This window comes from Amycolatopsis sp. NPDC024027, assembly GCF_040638975.1.
Classification (GTDB): Bacteria; Actinomycetota; Actinomycetes; order Mycobacteriales; family Pseudonocardiaceae; genus Amycolatopsis.
This window is the reverse complement of the sequence record NZ_JBEZYY010000001.1, coordinates 113,385-131,697: the sequence shown is the minus strand read 5'-3', so window position 1 is coordinate 131,697 and position 18,313 is coordinate 113,385. Positions and strand designations below refer to the sequence as shown.

General features: G+C 71.6%; 18 protein-coding genes. 10 read left to right on the top strand and 8 right to left on the bottom strand.

Going from position 1 to position 18,313, the window contains the following annotated elements; all coding sequences use genetic code 11:
• The first annotated feature begins 98 nt into the window (after nt 1-98).
• From AB0F52_RS00600 to AB0F52_RS00575, 6 genes are all read left to right on the top strand, one after another.
• A complete protein-coding gene (locus AB0F52_RS00600; protein ID WP_360163051.1) occupies nt 99-1,598 on the top strand; it encodes a cellulase family glycosylhydrolase in 1,500 nt (499 codons plus the stop codon).
• A gap of 152 nt (nt 1,599-1,750) precedes the next feature.
• Nucleotides 1,751-2,575 carry a serine hydrolase gene (locus AB0F52_RS00595; RefSeq protein ID WP_360163048.1) on the top strand — a complete coding sequence of 275 codons (825 nt, stop codon included), beginning with the start codon at nt 1,751-1,753 and terminating at the stop codon, nt 2,573-2,575.
• Between the two features lie 195 nt (nt 2,576-2,770).
• The gene (locus tag AB0F52_RS00590; protein WP_360163045.1) at nt 2,771-3,925 is read left to right on the top strand and encodes a thioester domain-containing protein; all 1,155 of its coding nucleotides are present in this window, start codon (nt 2,771-2,773) and stop codon (nt 3,923-3,925) included.
• A gap of 202 nt (nt 3,926-4,127) precedes the next feature.
• Nucleotides 4,128-4,955 (top strand): AraC family transcriptional regulator, encoded by an 828-nt coding sequence (locus AB0F52_RS00585; protein WP_360163042.1) that lies wholly within the window; start codon nt 4,128-4,130, stop codon nt 4,953-4,955.
• 74 nt (nt 4,956-5,029) lie between these two features.
• The gene (locus tag AB0F52_RS00580; RefSeq protein ID WP_360163039.1) at nt 5,030-5,848 is read left to right on the top strand and encodes a carbohydrate-binding protein; all 819 of its coding nucleotides are present in this window, start codon (nt 5,030-5,032) and stop codon (nt 5,846-5,848) included.
• 106 nt (nt 5,849-5,954) lie between these two features.
• On the top strand, nt 5,955-6,701 hold the full coding sequence (locus AB0F52_RS00575) for an alpha/beta fold hydrolase (protein ID WP_360163036.1): 747 nt from the start codon (nt 5,955-5,957) through the stop codon (nt 6,699-6,701).
• 39 nt (nt 6,702-6,740) lie between these two features.
• On the opposite strand, the gene AB0F52_RS00570 is transcribed toward AB0F52_RS00575, so the two are convergent.
• Both AB0F52_RS00570 and AB0F52_RS00565 read right to left on the bottom strand, forming a co-directional pair.
• Nucleotides 6,741-7,754: a glycoside hydrolase family 19 protein gene (locus AB0F52_RS00570; RefSeq protein ID WP_360164557.1), complete on the bottom strand. Its 1,014-nt coding sequence runs from the start codon at nt 7,752-7,754 to the stop codon at nt 6,741-6,743.
• A gap of 297 nt (nt 7,755-8,051) precedes the next feature.
• Nucleotides 8,052-8,300 (bottom strand): hypothetical protein, encoded by a 249-nt coding sequence (locus AB0F52_RS00565; protein ID WP_360163033.1) that lies wholly within the window; start codon nt 8,298-8,300, stop codon nt 8,052-8,054.
• A 313-nt stretch (nt 8,301-8,613) separates the two neighbouring features.
• On the opposite strand from AB0F52_RS00565, the gene AB0F52_RS00560 reads away from it, so the two are divergent.
• Entirely contained in the window at nt 8,614-8,790 is a 177-nt protein-coding gene (locus AB0F52_RS00560; RefSeq protein WP_103336984.1) for a zf-HC2 domain-containing protein, read from the top strand.
• A gap of 143 nt (nt 8,791-8,933) precedes the next feature.
• Here the strand turns inward: AB0F52_RS00560 and AB0F52_RS00555 are convergent, their stop codons facing one another.
• Nucleotides 8,934-9,881 carry an AsnC family transcriptional regulator gene (locus AB0F52_RS00555; RefSeq protein ID WP_360163030.1) on the bottom strand — a complete coding sequence of 316 codons (948 nt, stop codon included), beginning with the start codon at nt 9,879-9,881 and terminating at the stop codon, nt 8,934-8,936.
• A 109-nt stretch (nt 9,882-9,990) separates the two neighbouring features.
• On the opposite strand from AB0F52_RS00555, the gene AB0F52_RS00550 reads away from it, so the two are divergent.
• The gene (locus AB0F52_RS00550; RefSeq protein ID WP_360163027.1) at nt 9,991-11,340 is read left to right on the top strand and encodes an MFS transporter; all 1,350 of its coding nucleotides are present in this window, start codon (nt 9,991-9,993) and stop codon (nt 11,338-11,340) included.
• Here the strand turns inward: AB0F52_RS00550 and AB0F52_RS00545 are convergent.
• The 5 genes from AB0F52_RS00545 to AB0F52_RS00525 form a co-directional block, all read right to left on the bottom strand.
• Nucleotides 11,318-11,725, bottom strand: a complete 408-nt coding sequence (locus tag AB0F52_RS00545) for a hypothetical protein (protein WP_103336986.1) — start codon at nt 11,723-11,725, stop codon at nt 11,318-11,320. The two genes, AB0F52_RS00550 and AB0F52_RS00545, sit on opposite strands and share 23 nt — an antisense overlap.
• Before the next feature lie 43 nt (nt 11,726-11,768).
• Entirely contained in the window at nt 11,769-12,638 is an 870-nt protein-coding gene (locus AB0F52_RS00540; RefSeq protein ID WP_360163024.1) for an oxidoreductase, read from the bottom strand.
• A 265-nt stretch (nt 12,639-12,903) separates the two neighbouring features.
• Complete coding sequence (locus tag AB0F52_RS00535; RefSeq protein WP_360163021.1) at nt 12,904-13,617, bottom strand: MerR family transcriptional regulator; 714 nt, start codon at nt 13,615-13,617, stop codon at nt 12,904-12,906.
• 24 nt (nt 13,618-13,641) lie between these two features.
• On the bottom strand, nt 13,642-15,066 hold the full coding sequence (locus AB0F52_RS00530; protein ID WP_360163018.1) for a serine hydrolase domain-containing protein: 1,425 nt from the start codon (nt 15,064-15,066) through the stop codon (nt 13,642-13,644).
• A gap of 57 nt (nt 15,067-15,123) precedes the next feature.
• Nucleotides 15,124-16,275: a glycoside hydrolase family 3 N-terminal domain-containing protein gene (locus AB0F52_RS00525; protein ID WP_360164555.1), complete on the bottom strand. Its 1,152-nt coding sequence runs from the start codon at nt 16,273-16,275 to the stop codon at nt 15,124-15,126.
• Nucleotides 16,276-16,458: 183 nt separating this feature from the next.
• Between AB0F52_RS00525 and AB0F52_RS00520 the strand changes: the two genes are divergently transcribed.
• The gene (locus AB0F52_RS00520) at nt 16,459-17,037 is read left to right on the top strand and encodes a LuxR C-terminal-related transcriptional regulator (RefSeq protein ID WP_360163015.1); all 579 of its coding nucleotides are present in this window, start codon (nt 16,459-16,461) and stop codon (nt 17,035-17,037) included.
• A 9-nt stretch (nt 17,038-17,046) separates the two neighbouring features.
• Entirely contained in the window at nt 17,047-18,312 is a 1,266-nt protein-coding gene (locus AB0F52_RS00515) for an ABC transporter substrate-binding protein (protein ID WP_360163012.1), read from the top strand.
• Nucleotide 18,313: the final 1 nt, after the last annotated feature.

Below are 18,313 nucleotides of genomic sequence, written 5' to 3'. Positions count from 1 at the left end.
CGACGGTGTGACCGTGCTCTGGGAACGCTCCCAGAAGCTTCGCCGCCAGTGTGCACAAGGGAGTGCCGATGTGGGGAAGAGCCGGAAAACGTCCTGCCGTGCTTGCGGTTGCCGGGCTCGCGGTCGCCGCCGGGGTGGTCGTGACGTCGACGACCGCGGTGTCGTCCGCGCGTGAGACGAGCGCCGCGTTCGCCTGCCGCGTCACCTACTCGGCCAACGACTGGGGAAGCGGTTTCAGCCTCACCGTCGGGATCGCCAACGTCGGCTCCGCGGCGGTCGACGGCTGGACGCTGACTTACTCCTACGCCGGGAACCAGACCCTCCAGCAGGGCTGGATGGGCACGTGGACGCAGTCCGGCAAGCGGGTCACCGTGACCAACGCGAGCTGGAACAGCACGATCCCGGCCGGCGGTTCGGTCAACACGGGCGCGAACTTCTCCTACAGCGGCACCAACACCACGCCCACCGACTTCGCGGTCAACGGCGCCGCGTGCACCGGGACGCCGCCGACCACGGCCACGACGCCCAGCACGCTCCCGACGACGCCCACCACGACCACGACCACGACACCACCGCCGGGCCCGGCACCCGCGTTGCACGTTTCGGGCAACAAGCTGCTCACCGCCGCCGGGAAGACCTACCGGCTGCTCGGCGTCAACCGGTCCAGCGGCGAATTCGCCTGCGTGCAGGGCAAGGGCATGTGGGACAGCGGCCCGGTCGACCAGGCGTCGGTCGACGCGATGAAGGCGTGGAACATCCACGCGGTGCGGATCCCGCTGAACGAGGACTGCTGGCTCGGCCTGTCCGGCTCGCCCAGTGGCGCCCCCTACCAGCAGGCCGTCAAGGACTACGCGAAACTGCTGGAGGCCAACGGGATCAACCCGATCCTGGACCTGCACTGGACGCACGGCCAGTACACCGGGAACTCCTCCGCCTGCACCGACGTCAACGCGACCTGCCAGAAGCCGATGCCCGACCGGCAGTACGCGCCGGCGTTCTGGACCCAGGTCGCCACCGCGTTCAAGGGTGACGACGCCGTGGTGTTCGACCTGTTCAACGAGCCCTACCCGGACGCGGCGGGCGGCTGGTCCGACGCGGCCGCCGAGTGGAAGTGCCTGCGCGACGGCGGCACCTGCACGGGGATCGGCTACCCGGTCGCGGGGATGCAGGAGCTGGTCGACGCGGTCCGCGCGACCGGCGCCGAGAACGTGGTGATGACCGCCGGCCTCACCTGGACCAACGACCTCACGCAGTGGCTGACCTACCGGCCCGCCGACCCGGCGGGCAACCTGATGGCGTCCTGGCACTCCTACAACTTCAACGCCTGCGTCACGGTGTCCTGCTGGGACAGCCAGATCGGGCCGGTCGCGGCCCAGGTCCCGGTGCAGGCCGGGGAAATCGGGCAGAACAGCTGCGGGCACGACTACGTCGACCAGGTGCTGGCCTGGCTGGACGCGCACAACCTCGGCTACACGGCCTGGACGTGGAACCCGTGGGGCTGCAGTGGCGGCAACGTGCTGATCGAGGACTACACCGGCACGCCGACCAAGATCTACGGCGAGGGCTTCCGGGCCCACCTCCTGACCGTCAACCCGTAGGGCGTACGCGCTGATCGGGGTCGTCGCCGCCGTGCTGGACAGCGCGGCGGCCTCGGCCGCTGCCGGGTGAGCCGAGCGGGCTCGCCGCCCCCTCGTCGTCCGTGCGAGTCTTCAGGGCGGAACCACCCGCTCGCCTTCACCCGGGAGACTCCATGGGCAAGCTCCTGCTCACCGCGCTGCTGGCGGCCTTCGCGCTGGCGCCGTCGCCGGCCGCCGGCGGGGGCGGTGGCCCGCGGGACGCCGACCCCTTCGGCCCGGACCTGCGGGCGCGGATCGCGCGGGCGCAGGCCTACGCCGACAGCCGGCCCGGGGTGACCGGGATCGTGCTCCGGGATCGCCGGACCGGCGCCGTCCACCGCAGCCCGGCCGCCGGCACGCTGATCTGGGCCTGCTCGACGCCGAAGCTGGCCATGGCCGTCGACCTGCTGCTGCGGGAGGACTCCGGCGCGATCAAGCTGACCGCCGGAGACCGCGACTCGATGCACCGGATGCTCCATTCCAGTGACGACGCCGCCGCCCACGCGCTGTGGACCCGTTTCGGCGGCGAAGCCGAGTTCGCGCGGCGATTTCCGGCATACGGAATGACCGACATGCGGTTCAGTGATCGCCACCCGCACCACTGGGGGTGGATCCGCACCACGGCGGACGACCTGGACCGGCTGATCGAATACGTCCTGACCCTGCCTGCGCGGCTCCGCGACCACCTCGTCGGGGAACTGCGCACCGTGGACGCGAACCAGCAGTGGGGCGTCTGGGGCGCCGGGCCCGCCGCCCGGCCTGGGAACAAGAACGGCTGGTCAGATGACAACGACGACGGTTCGTGGATCATGAACTCCGTCGGTTTCGCGGGGCCGGGCGAGCGGTACACCCTGGCCTTGATGAACGACACCCGGGTGATCTCCGGCGGCGACGAGGTCGGCCGGGAGACCACCACGAAGATCGCCGAAATCCTGTTCGGCGGGTATTTCGGCGCCTGAATTCGCGCCCCATTCAGGGGATTCTCGAAAGTGAATGGTGTTTATGGGGGCACCGTGTGTAGCCCTCTGTGAGGTCTGTGTATGCTGCGATTCGCTTGACCGGGTGATCACTCACCCGAATCGGTGGCCGCCGTGGTCGGGATTGGTGATCTCACGCGGCCCTAACGGCGTGGTTCGGGCTCGGATAGGAGATTTATGCAGGTCAGGTCAGCTTTCGCGCGTGGCGGGATCGCAGTGCTCACCGCGGCCGCCGCGGTCATGGTCAGCGCCCCCTCCGCCCTCGCGGACGACGGCGCCGCACGTGGCCGGGTCATCGAAAAGGCGTCCACGGTCGGCTACCGGATCAGCCTCGAAGGCGGCGGTGACCCCATCGCCAAGCTCTTCGACTTCAAGCTGTCGGACGGCAAGTCGCTCAAGCTCTACTGCGTGCAGATCAGCGTCCACATGCGCACCGACGTCGACATGGTCGAGACGCCGTGGAACAAGTACCCGGACGCCTCGTCGCCGTTCACCAAGAACAGCGACAAGATCAACTGGGTGCTGCACCACGGCTACCCGGGCATCAAGCTCGACGCGATCGAGGCCGCCCTCGGCAAGCAGGGCGTCAAGGTCCACGACGGCGTCTCCGAGCAGGAGGGGATCGCCGCGACGCAGGCCGCGGTGTGGCACTTCAGCGACGGCGTGAAGCTCAACCTGAAGCAGCCGCTGGCCGAGGGAGACAACTCGGCTGAGGCCAACGCCGACGTCGCGGCGCTGTACAGCTACCTGATCGGCGACCAGAACACCGGCATCGGCGCGCAGCCGAAGCCGGTCCTGGACATCGCGGGGCCGAAGACCGCGGGCGCGGCCGGCACCAAGGTCGGCCCGTTCCAGGTCGCCACGAACGGTGCCGTCACGTCGCTGACCACCGAGCTGCCCGACGGCGTCAAGGTCACCGACGCCGACGGCAAGGAGCTGAAGGCCACCGACGTCAAGGACGGCGGCAAGCTGTTCGTCGACGTCCCGGCCGGCACCAAGCCGGGCGCCGGCTCGTTCTCCCTCAAGGCCACCGGCGAGTTGGACACCGGCCGCCTGTTCGTCGCGGAGAACTACGCGAAGCAGCCGGCGCAGTCGCTGATCGTCGCCGACTCGGAGAAGACCGAGGTGGCCGCGAAGGCGCCCGCGAGCTGGACCGAGACACCCGCCACCCCGGCCACCACCGCGCCGAGCACGCCCGGCGGTGCCCCCTCCGGTGGTGGCGAGCTGGCCAACACCGGTGTCGACGCCGCGGTTCCGTTCGGCATCGGCGGCCTGCTGCTCGGCGGCGGCGCGCTGATGCTGCTGCTCAACCGGCGCCGCAGCCGCGCGTGACGCGGTAACGCAGTACCACCGGGCGGGGCTGGTCCACTGTGGACCAGCCCCGTTCTGCTGTCCGGTACCCGACGATCGGATTGCGATCATCGGGGCAAAACCGGCGAATCGCGCGAGGCGCGACTTAGACTTGCGGGCCATGCGCGGTACGACGGTTCCGCCCGGGACGCCCTGCCGGCCTCCGCGGCCGGGGGAGCTGCCGATGCACCGGCTCGAGGTCCCCGCCCCGCACACGCTCCCGTTCGCCGTCGGCACGTTCGACACGATCGGGCCGCTGTCCCGCGCGGATTTCCCCCACCGGCACACGTTCCACGAGCTCGTCCACGTCACCGGCGGCACCGGCGCGCACGTCGTCGACACCGCGCGCTGGCCGCTGCGCCCGCCGCACTTCGGCGTCATCGCGCCCGGTCAGGTGCACCAGTGGGCCGGCGTCCGGGGCCTCACCGGGCACGTCGTGCTGTTCACCGACGACTTCCTCCTCGACCACCCGGCCGATCGCGAGCTCCTGCGGCGGCTGAGCGAACGGCCGTGGCTGCACCTGGACGAGCCCGCCGACGCGCGGGTCACGCGGCTGATCGCCGACCTGGAGGACGAGTACTGCTGCGGCGGTGCGGGCACGGAGTCGGTGCTGCGGGCGCTGGTCCACGTCCTGGTCGTGCGGGTGGGACGGCTGCTGGGAACGCCGCCGCCCGCACCCGCCGGCGCGGTGGCGGCGGAGTTCGTCCGGCTCACCGGCCACCCCGGACCGGGGCCGTGGTCGGTGCGCGCGCACGCCGAACGCCTCGGCGTCACCCCCGGCCACCTCACCGAGGCGGTGAAGGCCGCGACCGGCCGCACCGCCGCGCAGCTGCTGCGGGAGGCCCGGACCCGGGAGGCGCAGCGGTTCCTGCTCCGGACGGATCTCACCGTCCGGCAGGTGGCGAGCCGCGTCGGGTTCGCCGACCCGGCCTACTTCTGCCGGTTCTTCCGCCGCGAGACCGGGTTGAGCCCCGGGGACTTCCGGCGCGGCGGGGATAAGCACCACGACTGACCGATCCAGTCCATCGCCGCCCGCCCGTGCGCTGCCTACGTTCGAGGGATCCCCCGATCCCACGAGGAGCAGGCATGGACGAGGAGAACAAGCTCAGCCGCAAGACGGTGCTGAAGGCCGCGCTCGCCGCGGGTGTCGCCGCGCCGGTCGCGCTGCTCGGCGGCCCGGCGCTGGCCCGCGCGAACGCCGTCGGCGGCACGGCACCGGAGCTGACGCCGGCGTGCCACGACGACGACGATCCGACGATCGAGCAGACCGAGGGGCCGTACTTCAAACCGAACTCGCCGGAACGGACCAACCTCGTCACGCCCGGCACCCAGGGCACCCGGCTGACGGTGACCGGCTACGTCTTCGGCCGCGCGTGCCTGCCGGTCGGCCGCGCGCTGCTGGACTTCTGGCAGGCCGACGTCAACGGCGCCTACGACAACACCGGCTACACCTTCCGCGGGCACCAGTACACCGACGCCCAGGGCGCGTTCACGCTGTCCACGATCGTGCCGGGCCTCTACCCGGGCCGGACCCGGCACATCCACGTGAAGGTGCAGGCACCCGGCCGGCCGGTCGTGACCACGCAGCTCTACTTCCCCGGCGAGCCGCGCAACAACACCGACACGATCTTCGACGCGCGGCTGCTGATGACCGTGCGGGACAACGGCTCGGCGAAGGAAGCGGCCTTCGACTTCGTGCTCGACGTCCCGCAGACACCGACGTCCACGCGGCCGACACCCACCTCCTCCACCCCGCCCGGGGGCACCTCCTGGGCGGTGGGCAGCGCGTACGCGGCGGGCGCCCGGGTCACCTATGGCGGCCGCGGCTACGTCTGCCTGCAGGCGCACACCGCGCAGCCCGGCTGGGAACCCCCGGCCGTCCCGGCGCTGTGGCGGGCGGAGTGAGGGTGCCCGGCTGATCGGGCACCGGCGGGCCCCCGGCCGCATCCCGGGGGCCCGCCGCGCACGTCAGGGGTCGACGCCGGCGCGGCGGCCTGCCAGATTGGGGGCCATGACGATTTCCCTCGACGCCTCCGCGTGGGTCCGGCGCTTCCACCCGGCGCCGTCGGCGTCGGCGCGGCTCGTGTGCTTCCCGCACGCCGGGGGGTCGGCGAGCTACTTCCACCCCGTTTCGGCGGCGCTCGCGCCCGCGGTGGAGGTGCTGGCCGTGCAGTACCCCGGCCGGCAGGACCGGCACACCGAAGCCCCGGTCGACGACCTGTTCGTGCTCGCCGACCGGCTGGCGGACGTGCTCGCCCCGGAGACCACCGGGCCGGTGGCGTTCTTCGGCCACAGCATGGGCGCCAGCCTGGCCTTCGAGGTCGCGCGGCGGCTCGAAGCGCGGGGGACGAAGCTGCTCACCCTGTTCGTCTCCGGGCGGCGAGGCCCGTCGGCGCCCCGCGACGAGCGGATCCACGAGAAGGACGACGAAGCACTGCTGGCCGAGGTCAAGCGGCTCGGCGGCACCGACACGTCGGTGCTGGACGACGAAGACATCCGCAGCCTCGTGCTGCCCGCGCTGCGCAGCGACTACAAGGCCGCCGAGCTCTACCACTACCGGCCCGGCCCCGACGTCGGCTGCCCGATCGTGGCGCTGGTCGGCGCCCAGGACCCGAAGGTCACCGAGGCCGAGGCGCGGGAGTGGGCGGAGCGGACGTCGGCGGCCTTCGAGCTGAAGACGTACCCGGGCGGCCACTTCTACCTGAACGACCAAGCGGCGGCGGTCATCCGGCTGATCGCCGAGCGGCTCGCCGGCTGAACGGGCGGGCGGGGAGGTGGCCCCCGCCCGCCCGACGGCTCAGCAGTACAGGTTGGCGCCGGGGTCGACGCCGAGGACCGACGCGATCTGGCGGTACTTCGAGACGCGGCTCTCGACCTGGGCGGGGTTGCCGCCGTTGCACTCGATGGAGCCGTTGATGCTGCGGATGGTTTCGCCGAAGCCGCGGCCGTTGACCATCGCGTTGTGCGGGGTCATGGAGCCGGGGCCGCTCTGGGTGTTCCAGTACCAGAGCCCGGTCTTCCAGGCGACGGCCGAGTTCTGCTCGACCTGCCAGGGGTTGCCCAGCAGGTCGATGCCGAGCGCGTCACCGGCGGCCTTGTAGTTGAAGTTCCAGCTGAGCTGGATCGGGCCGCGGCCGTAGTAGGCGGACTGGCCGGCGGGGCAGCCGTAGGGCTGGTTCCAGTCGCAGTAGTGCGGGTAGTTGGCGGTGTTCTGCTCGACGATGTAGACGAGACCGCCGGTTTCGTGGTTGACGTTGGCGAGGAAGGCCGCGGCTTCCTGCTTCTTCACGGTGTCACTGCCGGTGGTGGCGAAGCCGGGGTAGGCCGACAGGGCCGCGGTGAGGCCGCTGTAGCTGTAGAAGGAGTTCCGGCCCGGGAAGATCTGGTTGAACTGGGCTTCGCTCACGACGAAGGCGCCCGGGTTGCCGGGATCGGTGCCGCCACCACAGCTGAACGGCTCCCAGTACCAGGTGCTGATGACGGGGTCGTAGCCCGGGTTGGCGTTCTTGGCGCGGTAGTAGCCGCCGTTGGTGTAGCGCACGATCGCGCCGACGTCGTACCACTGGCCGGCCACCCAGTTCGGGTAGCTGCAGGTGCTGCCGCCGCCGTCACAGCTGTAGGGCTCCCAGTACCAGGTGCTGATCACGGGGTCGTAGCCCGGGTTGGCGTTCTTGGCGCGGTAGTAGCCGCCGTTGGTGTACCGCACGACGGCACCGACGTCGTACCACTGGCCCGCCACCCAGTTCGGCGCACTGCACGAGGCGGCGGCCGCCTGCGAAGCGTGCCCGGTGACGGCGGGCACGCCGAACACGAGCCCGGCAACGGCGGCAACAGCGGACAGGACCGCGACAAGGCGTCTTCTCAAGACTCACTCCTTCGGCCACGACAGAACCCGGGCGCGCAGGCGCCCGGTGTCGAGGGGTGGGGGTGCTCATCCGGCCGAGACGAACGTGACACCGGTCACTAGAGCAGATTGGTCTAGTCCAGTCAAGGTCGCTCGGGTGCCGCGGGCAAGGGTTGTGCGCGAACGTCCCTTGTGACGTTTGGAGAACGGCGCGGCGCGGGGCAGGCGACGCGGCACCGAATGCCGCGTGGCCCGCCCGGCGCGTCACCGCGCTTGGGGAATCCTCAGCTGCGCGACCGGGGCGACGTGCAGGATGCGCTGCAGTCTCGCCCGGCCCAGCCGGTGGAGCATCTCCCCGAGCTCCTCCGGCGCGATGCTCCCCTCGAGGTCGAGCAGCGTCGTCCGGACGACGCGGTCGATCTCCGATGCGGGGAGACGCCCCGCGAACTCCCCGGCCAGCCACACCCCGACCTCATCCACGACGTCGTCCGCCCGGTGGCTCCGTACGGTCATCGCTTTCCTCTTTCGGATCGCCTTCTTGCCCAGGTCGAAGCCGGGAAATTCCGGTCCGACGCCAGTCCGACGAGCGAGCCCGGGACCCATGACGCCGAATCGGCGAAGTTGGGGGCACAAAAGCGTTCCGTGTTCGGACGGGTGAAATCCGTGACCACCGGTGTCACTCACATGGGCTGTTCGCAGCCTGAAGTTGTCGGCCGTTCGGGTAGAAAACCGGGGAACTTCGCCGATGGCGCGTCCCGCTCAGGACCCTGGAGGCATCGGGACAGTGCGGGCGTTCTTCACGGGACGCGGAACGGAGACGCGATCCATGGGCCGGTACGACCGGACCGACCTCGGGGCGTACAGCCTGGGGCTGCTCGACGCCGCCGAGACGGCCCGGGTGGAGCGGCACCTGTCGGCGTGCCCGGACTGCCGCCAGGAGGTCCGGGAGTTCGAAGCCGTCCGCGGCATGCTGGACCACCTGGTCGACGTCAAGTCCACTTAGGACAGAGCGGGGCGCTGCCGGGCCCGGGTGGCCGCCCGCGGTTCGGCTTCCGCGTCCGGGGCACCGCCCGGCGAGATCCAACCCCGGCGCAAACCGCCCCTGACCTGCACTGAAACACCATCGCCAGCCATCCGCGCGCCCCCTCAGCGGGAGGCGGCCGCCTTGACGGTCCGCAGCACAGGCGCCGTCTCGAGGGTCCGGATGGCGTCCAGCGCCCCGAGCCGGTGCGTCAGGTAGTGGTGCAGCGCGGCCGCGTCCGGGCAAAGCGCCTGCGCGACCAGGTTCGCCGGGCCCGTCGTCGCGGCGACGAGTGCGAGCTCCGGGTGCGTCGCGAGCGTCCGGCCCACCCGGTCCAGCTGGGCCGGCGCCACCGCCATCCAGAGCAGCGCCTGCGTCGTCACGCCCAGCGGCTCCGGGGCGATCTCCAGGTCGAAGAACACAGTGCCGCCCGCCTGGAGGTCGGCCAGGCGGCGCGCGACGGTTGCCGCCGACCAGCCGGTCGCCGTGGCCAGCTCGGCCAGGCCCGCGCGGCCGTCGCGCTGCAGCGCCGCCATCAGGGCGTCGTCGGCGGCGGTCAGCGGCTTGCCCGGGCCCGCGTGCACCGGCGTGAGGGCCGCGATCTGGGCCGCGTCGAGGGCGTTCGCCCGCCCGAGCCACGCCGTCGGGCCGCCGAAGTAGCGGTGTAGCAGCTGGTGCGCCGAGACCGCCGTGATGCTCGCCGTGCGCGGGATGTCGCGCAGCAGCAACGCGTGGTCGCTCGCGGCCGGCGTGTGCACGTTCACGCAGATCTCCGTGCCGCCCGACATCAGCTTGATCCACGCCGTGTCGGCGCGGCGGGCCAGCGCCTGGGCGAGGTCCTGCGCCGTGTGCGGGGTCGCCGTCAGCCGGACCATCCACTCGGCCTGCCCCGCCCGCTGCGGGTCCGGCAGGCCGACGACGCGCAGCGACGCCTCCGCGCGAAGCCGCCGGTAGCGCCGCGCCACCGTCTGCGTCGAGACGCCGAGGACGTCGCCGATCTTCGTGAACGGCGCCCGGCCGTCGATGTGCAGCGCGTGGACCAGTGCGCGATCGACGGCGTCCAGCGTGGTCATATCTCTCATTGAACCGCATGGAACGGAAGAAATCAGCTAACCAAAGCCAGAATATGGAACGTGGAGCGGCGGAGTTGTCAGGGTGGGCTTCGAACGAAAGGAGCCACCTTTGCCCACCATCACGCGTGACCGGCGGCGCTGGGCCGCACTGGCCGTGCTGCTCGTCGCCGAGGCGATGAACCTGCTCGACGCCACGATCGTGCAGGTCGCCGGCCCGGCCATCCACGCCGACCTGGGCGGCCCGGCCGCCGGCATCCCCTGGTTCAGCGCGGCCTACACGCTGCCCTTCGCCGCCTTCCTCATCACCGGCGGCCGGCTCGGCGACATCTTCGGCCGGGCCAAGGTGTTCAAGCTCGGCGTGGCGGGCTTCGTGCTCGCGTCGCTGGCCTGCGCGGCCGCCCCGGCCGCCGGGCCGCTGATCGCGGCCCGCGCGGTGCAGGGGGCGGCGGCCGCGCTGATCATCCCGCAGACCATCGGCCTCATCCGGGCCCTCTTCGACGGCGACGAACTCGCCAAGGCACTGGGCACCATCGGGCCGGTCATGGGCTTGTCCGCGGTCACCGGGCCGCTGCTCGGAGGCCTGCTGACGCAGGCGGTGTCGTGGCGGGCGGTGTTCCTGGTGAACGTTCCGCTGGGGCTCGCGGTGCTCGTCGCCACGCGGCTGCTGCGGGAGGACCGCGCCGCCACCCGGCCCCGGCTCGACGTCACCGGCACGCTGCTCGTCGTCGGCGGGGCCGGGCTGCTCGTCTACCCGCTGATCGATCCCGCGGGGCTGGACTGGGGCCTGCTCGCGGCCGGGGCCGTGCTGCTGGTCGTGTTCGGCTTCCAGCAGCGCCGCGCGGCCGCGCCGCTGGTCGAGCCGAGCCTGTTCGCCCACCGCGGGTTCCCGGCGGCGCTCGCCGGATCGCTGCTGTTCTTCGCGGTGATGACCGGCCTGATGCAGGTCGTGCCGATGCAGCTCCAGCTCGGGTCCGGCGCCGACGTCCGCACCGCGGGCCTGACGCTGCTGCCGCTCTCGGCGGGACTCGCGGTGTCGTCCTACTTCGCCGGCGCCCGGTTGGTGCCGAAGTTCGGCTCACGCGTGATGTTCGCCGGGCTGGCTCTGCTGGTGACCGGCGTCCTCGCCATGGAAGCCGGCGGGGTGGGCGCCTACCCGTGGGCGCTGGCGCTGTGCGGGCTCGGGATGGGGACGTTCACGGTGCCGTTCTTCACCGCGGCCCTGAGCCGGGTCCGGCCGCACGAGACCGGCTCGGCCGCCGGGCTGCTCAACGCGGTGCAGCAGCTCGGCGGCACCCTGGGCGTCGCCCTGCTCGGCGGCCTCTACCTCGGCACCGGCACGGCGACCGCGGCGCTCGGCCTGGGTGCCGCGCTCGCCGTGGCCGCCGCGGTGGCGGTGGTTCCGCTCACTGCTCGCAAGGGGGGCAACGCCCCGGGACTCAGTAGTCGTCGCGGCCGGTGAACTGCTGCTCCAGCAGTTCGGCCGCGCCGGCGACCAGCTCGAGCGGGTCGGTGAACTCGTTGATGTCGAGGTTGATCAGCGGCAGCGAGTGCCGGAGCACGACGTGTTCGCCCATCACCGCCAGCCCGCCCACGACGATCGCCTCGCCGACCTCGGTCAGCACCTCGAGGAGGTCGACCTCGTCGTGGCGGGCGAACGGTGTGGCGATCTGCACCCAGTCCTCGCGCTGGTCGAGGATCTCGCGGGCGATCACCACGATCTGGGCGCGCTGTTCGGTGTCGGGATCGTCGCCGAAGACGAGGCGGATGCGCAGCTCGTCGGGCTCGTCGCGCACCACCCGGTACGACTCCCTGATGTAAGCGACCAGATCGCCCCACTCCGCCACGGCTTCTCCGTCCTCGTGCCTGTCCGAGCGCTCAGCGTAGCGATCAGGCGGCGCCGATCCGGTCCAGATCGGCGAGAACGTCGGCGGGCAGTTCGAGTTCGGCGGCGGCGAGGTTCTCCCGTAGGTGCCCGGGCGACGACGTCCCGGGGATCAGCAGCATCGACGGCGACCGCCGCAGCAGCCAGGCGAGCGCGACCTGCATCGGCGTGGCGCCGACCCGCGCGGCGCAGTCGTCGAGCAGCCCGGACTGCAGCGGGCTGAACCCGCCGAGCGGGAAGTAGGGCACGAAGGCGATCCCCTCGGCGGCGCACTTGTCGACGAGGTCGTCGTTCTCGCGGTGGGCGAGGTTGTACTGGTTCTGCACGCAGGCGACGGGCGCGATCGCCTTCGCTTCGTCGAGCTGCTCGGCGCTGACGTGGCTGACGCCGAGGTGCCGGATCAGCCCCTGCTCGCGCAGCTCGGCGAGCACCCCGAGGGGTTCGGCGAGCGACATCGGCACGGGGTAGTCGCCGGCGGCGTTGCTGAGCCGCAGGTTGACGACGTCGAGCGCGTCGACGCCGAGGTTGCGCAGGTTGTCGTGCACCGCCTCGGTGAGCTCCACGGCCGACAGCGCGGGCGGCCAGGCCTTGTCCGCGCTCCGCCGCGCCCCCACCTTCGTCACGATGACGAGCGATTCGGGGTAGGGGTGCAGGGCTTCCTTGATCAGGGCGTTCACGGTGTGGGGGCCGTAGTAGTCACTGGTGTCGAGGTGGGTGACCCCGCGGTCGACGGCCTCCCGCAGCACGGCGACGGCGGTGTCGTGGTCCTTCGGCGGCCCCCACACGCCGGGCCCGGCCAGTTGCATGGCGCCGTAACCCATGCGCGTCACGGGAAGTTCGCCGCCGAGGGTGAAGGTACCGCCGAGGTTCGCCATGCCGCTCCTTGCTCCGGGTGCCGTCGCCGGAAAGTCTAGCCGCGTCCGGCTTCCGTTTTTTGTCGGTGGCAACCGGTAGCGTGGAAATCGGGGGCTGCTCACGTCGCCACGCTGCTGTTTCCCTTGTGCCACAAGGGAGTTCGCGATCGAAATCTCTTCCCGAGGTTCACCCGATTCAGCGGTGACGTTCGAACTCGTGTTCGGTAACGTCGTTGGGGTGACTACGACGATTCCTTCCACACAACCGAAAACGCCGCCCGAGACCTCACTGCTCCACCATCAGCCGGGCAAGACGATCCCAGGCCGGCGAAGACCCGCCGGGCAAGGACTGCGCGGCCAGCCGGGCCATGGCCGGATTGCCGGCCGCGGCGGGTTCCGGCCGCCCGGCGAACCAGTTCCGCGTGCGTTCCGCGAGCCCGGGCAGGCGGGGATCATCCGGCGCCCAATCGTAAGCAGCGTCGTGTTCGAGGCAGAGGGCCCGGAATTCGGCGTCCGCCAACAGATCCCGCTTCTCGGCGATCCACCGGGCGGCGTCCTCGGGCGAGGCCGTCCGCATGAGGATCCAGCCGTCGCGTTCCAGGCGCAGGTGGCGCTCGCTGACGCCGAGCTCGCGCAGGTCGTCCAGATACCCGGCGACCTCCGGGGAAACGAAGAGCCGGTCGCCGCCGCGCAGCTGGGCGAGCTGGTCGCGGGTCCGCCGCAGTTGCGCGATGCGCTCCTCGAGGTCGTCGTCGATTTCGGCGATGGCGGTCGCGAGCGTGGCTTCGTCGGCGTCGAGGAGGTCCTTGATCCGGGCCAGCGGCACCCCGGCGGCGGCCAGCGTCCGGATCTTGACCAGGTCGATGGCGTGCTGCGCGGTGTAGCGCCGGTAGCCCGACGAGTCGCGGCCGGGTTCGGCGAGCAGGCCGCGCTCGTGGTAGTGCCGCACGGCTTTGACGGTCACTCCGGCGTAGTCCGCGAGCCGGCCGATCGTGATCATGCGCGCATCCTTCCAGGGCGCCGGTCAAACCCGCCGGGTCAGGCGGCCGCCGCCGTTGCGGAAGCGCGCCCGGCCGTCGCGCAGGTCGTGGTAGGAGACGAGCAGGAGGCGGAGGTAGCCGTCGAACGTCTCCGGCGGGTAGCCGGCGGGCGCGAAGAGCCCGGGGCGGATCGGCACGTAGTACCGCGGCGGCGCCGAGGTCGCCCCACCGGCGAACGCGGTGAAAATCCGCTCCTGCGCCTCGTCCGCCGGCTCGTACGTCATGCGCTCTTCAAGCCGGCCGTCCACGACGCTGACGTCGATGCGGAGCTGGTCGGAGCGGTAGGTGCCCACGTAGGGCGCGAGGTCCACGTCCGGCTCGGGCTCGGTGAGCACGGCAGGCACCGGAACTCCGAGGTGGTCGCGCAGGAGCAGTTGCAGGATCCGGTCCTGCAGCACGATGGCGCCGGGGGTGTTGCCGAAGGCCGTGAAGACCAGGTCGTGCCCGGGCGCCACGCACAGGATGGCCACGCCACCGGGCGAGGCACCCGACATGGCCAGCACGGTCGTGTCGCCGAAGGGGTACCGGACCCAGCCCAGGCCCATCGGCGGGACGTTCGGCGTGGCCATGTCGTGCGACACCCGCTGCATCAGCGCGACCGACTCGGCCGAGAGGACGCGGGCGCCGGCGGGCGACACACCGCCCGCGAGGTGGGTGCGCCCGAACGCGAGCAGGTCGGCGACGGTGCCGATCGGCGTGCCGCCGGCCGGCCCCCAGGTGTCGGGCAGCATGAACATGTCCGTCGGCCGGGCAGTCGTGGCGGCGGGGTCCGGGAAGTGGCCGATCGCGGTACTGCGCAGGATGGCCTGCGCGGCCGAGGTGCCGGCGGCCGTCAAGCCGGCGGGGGCGTAGACGTCGCGGGCCAGGAGCTCCGGGAAGCCCACGCCGGTCACCACCTCCAGCAGCCGGCCCGCGACGATCATGCCGCCGTTGGAGTAGCTGAGCTGCTCACCGGGCTCGAAGAGCGTGCCGCAGCTGCTTGCCAGGCCCTCGACGTACGTCTTCAGGGCGTCGCGGCCCGATCCGCCGGGGAAGTAGAGGTCCGCGTCGATGCCGTTGGTGTGCGAGATCAGGTGCCGGACGAGGATCCGGTCCGCCGCGCCGGGCGTGCGCAGGGCGAATTCCGGGAGGTACTTCGCCACCGGTGCGTCCAGGTCCAGGAGCCCGCGTTCGACCTGCTGGAGGACCAGCGTGGTGGTCAGGACCTTGGTCACCGAGCCGAAGAGGAACCCGGTGTCCTCGCGCATCGGGGCCCCGGTGGCGGCGTTCGCGGTGCCGTGGGCCAAGACGATCTGGTCGCCCGCGTGGTGGATGCCGGCGACGAACCCGGGAATGTGGTCGGCCTCGCAGCGGGCGGCGATCTCTTCGCGGATCCGGGCTTCGATGGTGTGCAGTGCGTTCTCGGTCATGCGAACCATCGTCGAACCCTCCCCCAGGGGCAGGGTCAAGCCGGATGTCCCGGAACTTCAGCAGAGCCCCTTGCCCCGCACCACCCGGGCGACCGATTCCTGCACCCGCGTCTTCGGCAACTCGCCGGCCTGCACGGCCTTCACCAGCCGGTCCAGCACCTCGTCCACCCGGCCCCCGGAGGACCACAGGGCTTCGTCCGCGCCGGCCTGCAGCGCCTTCAGCACCGCCTCCGGCAGCGAGTACTGCGCGGTGATCGCCTTCATCGCCCCGAGGTCGTCCGTCACGATCGGGCCGGTGAACGCGAACTCGCCGCGCAGCAGCTGGTACGCGGCCGGCGAGAGGGACGCCGGGAGGCCGCTGGTCAGGCCCGGTACGTCGAGGTGGCCGACCATCACGGCGACCGGGCCGTAGTCGGCCAGGCCGCGGTACGGCACCAGGTCGACCGCGCGCAGCTTGTCGAGCGGCGGCGTGACCACCGTGCCTTTGTGGGAGTCGCCCGAGCCGTGGCCGTGGCCGGGGAAGTGCTTCAGCACCGGCTGGACACCCGCGTCGCGAAGGCCCTCGGCGAACGCTTTCGCGTACGTCTTCACCCGCGCCGGGTCCGGGCTGAACGACCGGTCGCCGATCACGTCGTCGTCCGGGGCGCCGGTGACGTCGGTGTCCGGGGCGAAGTCCACCGTGACCCCGCGGGCCCGCAGCTGGCGGCCCCGCTCGGCGGCCAGCGCGCGGACCTCGTCGGGCGACTTGGTCGCGGCCATCGTCCGGGCCGAGGGCAGCTCGCCGTCGAGGTCGTCGATGCGCTGGACGCGGCCGCCTTCCTCGTCGACCGACACCGCCACCGGCACCCGGGCCACGGCCTGGACCGCGGCCAGCGAGCGATCTTTCAACAACGCTGTTGCGTTACCCCCGACGAAGATCCCGCCCACCTGGTGATCGCGCACCAGGGACACCGTGGCCGCCGGGTTGTCGCCGGAGACGCCCACGACGACCAGCTGCGCCACCTGGGCGCGGACGTCGAGCCCGCCGACCAGCGGCGCGCAGTCGTCCGGCCGTTCGAGACGCGAGGTGGGGGTGGGCGCCGCGGGAGGAGGAGCCGCCGGCGGAGGAGGAACCGGCCGATCGGAGGTCAGCGGCACCGCCAGCCCGGACACGATCCGCGGTTGCAGGCCCGAGACCAGCAGACACCCGGCCACGATGGAGAACGCCACCCCGAGGGCGGCAAGACTTCGGCGGTTCATCGGTCCCTTCACTCGTTGATGTGTCGCCTCGACCGTAGTCGACGGCCAAACTTCACGGTGTGAAGAATGGGTTCGCCGACGTTAGAGAATTCGTGAAGGCGTCCTCAGCAGACTGGCCCGAGTCAGGTTTCGTCGTGGGCGGGGAGGGGTTCGATGGACCAGGTGCGAGTGGCGGCATGGGCGTCCGACCCGATTGCCCTGACCGGGCTGACCAACCACCTGAAATCCCGCCCGGAGCTGCTGGTCCTGCCGCGCGCCCGCCGGGGTGAGGCGGCGGTGCTGGTGTTCGCCGTCGGGGAGGTCGACCGCGAGGCCGTCGCCGCGCTGCGGGCGGCGTCCGCCGAGTCGCCGGCCGCGATCGTGCTGGTCGCCGGGCACGTCGACCCCGAGCACGTGGGCGTGCTCGCCGACTGCCACGTCTCCGCCGTGCTGCCGCGGACCGCGCTCGACCGGCTGACCGCGAACGTGCTCGCCGCGGCGCGGGGCCGCTCGTCTTCGCTGCGCGAGCAGGTCGAGGCCCTGGCCAACGAAGGCGGCGGGGCGGTACTCACGCCGCGCGAGGTGGATGTGCTTCGCCTGATGGCCGAAGGCTGGGACACTGCCGAGATCGCGGGCAAGCTCTGCTACTCGGAGCGGACCGTGAAGAACGTCATCTACGCCATGACCAACCGGCTCAACCTGCGCAACCGGCCGCACGCGGTCGCGTACGCCGTGCGGGCCGGTGTGATCTGAGGAAGCCTGTTGCGAACGATCGCCCGCCGGACCGCCATCGTGGTCGCCGCGTTGCTCCCGCTCGCCGCCTGCACTCCGGGTGACGCTGGTGACGCCGGGGGGAAGACGAAGCTCACCATCGCGACCTTCGGTGAGTTCGGCTACGCGCCCCTGATCGCCGAGTACGAGAAGCTGCACCCGGACATCACGGTGCAGAACCGCGTCACCGACTTCGACACCCACCACAAGGGGCTCGCGACGCAGCTCGCCACCGGGCGTGGCGCCGCCGACGTCGTCGCGATCGAAGAGCAGTACATGCCGCAGTACCGGAAGGCGAAGGACAAGTTCGCCGACCTCGCCGGCTACGGCGCCCGCGAGCTCGAAAAGCAGTGGGCGCCGTGGAAGTGGGCGCAGGGCACCGACGGCGCCTTCGTGCTGGGCCTCGGCACGGACATGGGCAGCCTCGCCCTCTGCTACCGGCGCGATCTGTTCCAGGCGGCCGGCCTGCCGGCCGATCGCGAAGAGGTCGCGAAGCTGATGCCCGACTGGGCCGCCTACGCCGCCACCGCCGAGCGGTTCACCGCTCAGACGCCGAACGTGAAGTTCGCCGACTCCGCCGGGACCGTCTACACGGCGATGCTCAACCAATCGCCGGAGAACTACTTCTCCCAGCGTGACGACTCCTTCATCGCCGACCGCAACCCGAGCGTGCGCACCGCCTTCTTCCTCTCCGGTGGCCTCGCCGCGAAGGGGCAGACAGCGGCGGCGACCACGTTCACCCAGGCGTGGAACGTGGCGATCAAACAGGGTTCCTTCGCCACCGTCGCCTGTCCCGCTTGGATGCTCAGCCAGATCAAGGAAGCCGGCGGGGACGCCAACCGCGGCAAGTGGGACGTCACCACCGTGCCCGGCAAGAGCGGCAACCAGGGCGGCTCGTTCCTCACCGTGCCGAAGCAGGGCGCACACCAGAAGGAGGCGTACGAGCTCGCGCGCTGGCTGACCGCCCCGGAGCAGCAGAAGAAGCTCTTCCTCTCCGACGGCATCCTGCCCAGCGAGCCCGCGGTGTACGAGGATCCGGAGGTCCTCGCGCACGCCGACCCGTACTTCGGCGATGCGCCGACCGGGCGGATCTTCGCCGCTTCGGCCGATCAGCTGCGCCCGAACTACCGTGGCCTGCGCGACGCCGACGTCCGGCCGGAGTTCGGCCGCGCCCTCGGGCGGATCGAGGAACGGACCGACACCGTCGACCAGGCCTGGACGAAAGCCGTCCAGCAGGCCCAAGCCGCCCTGAAGTAGC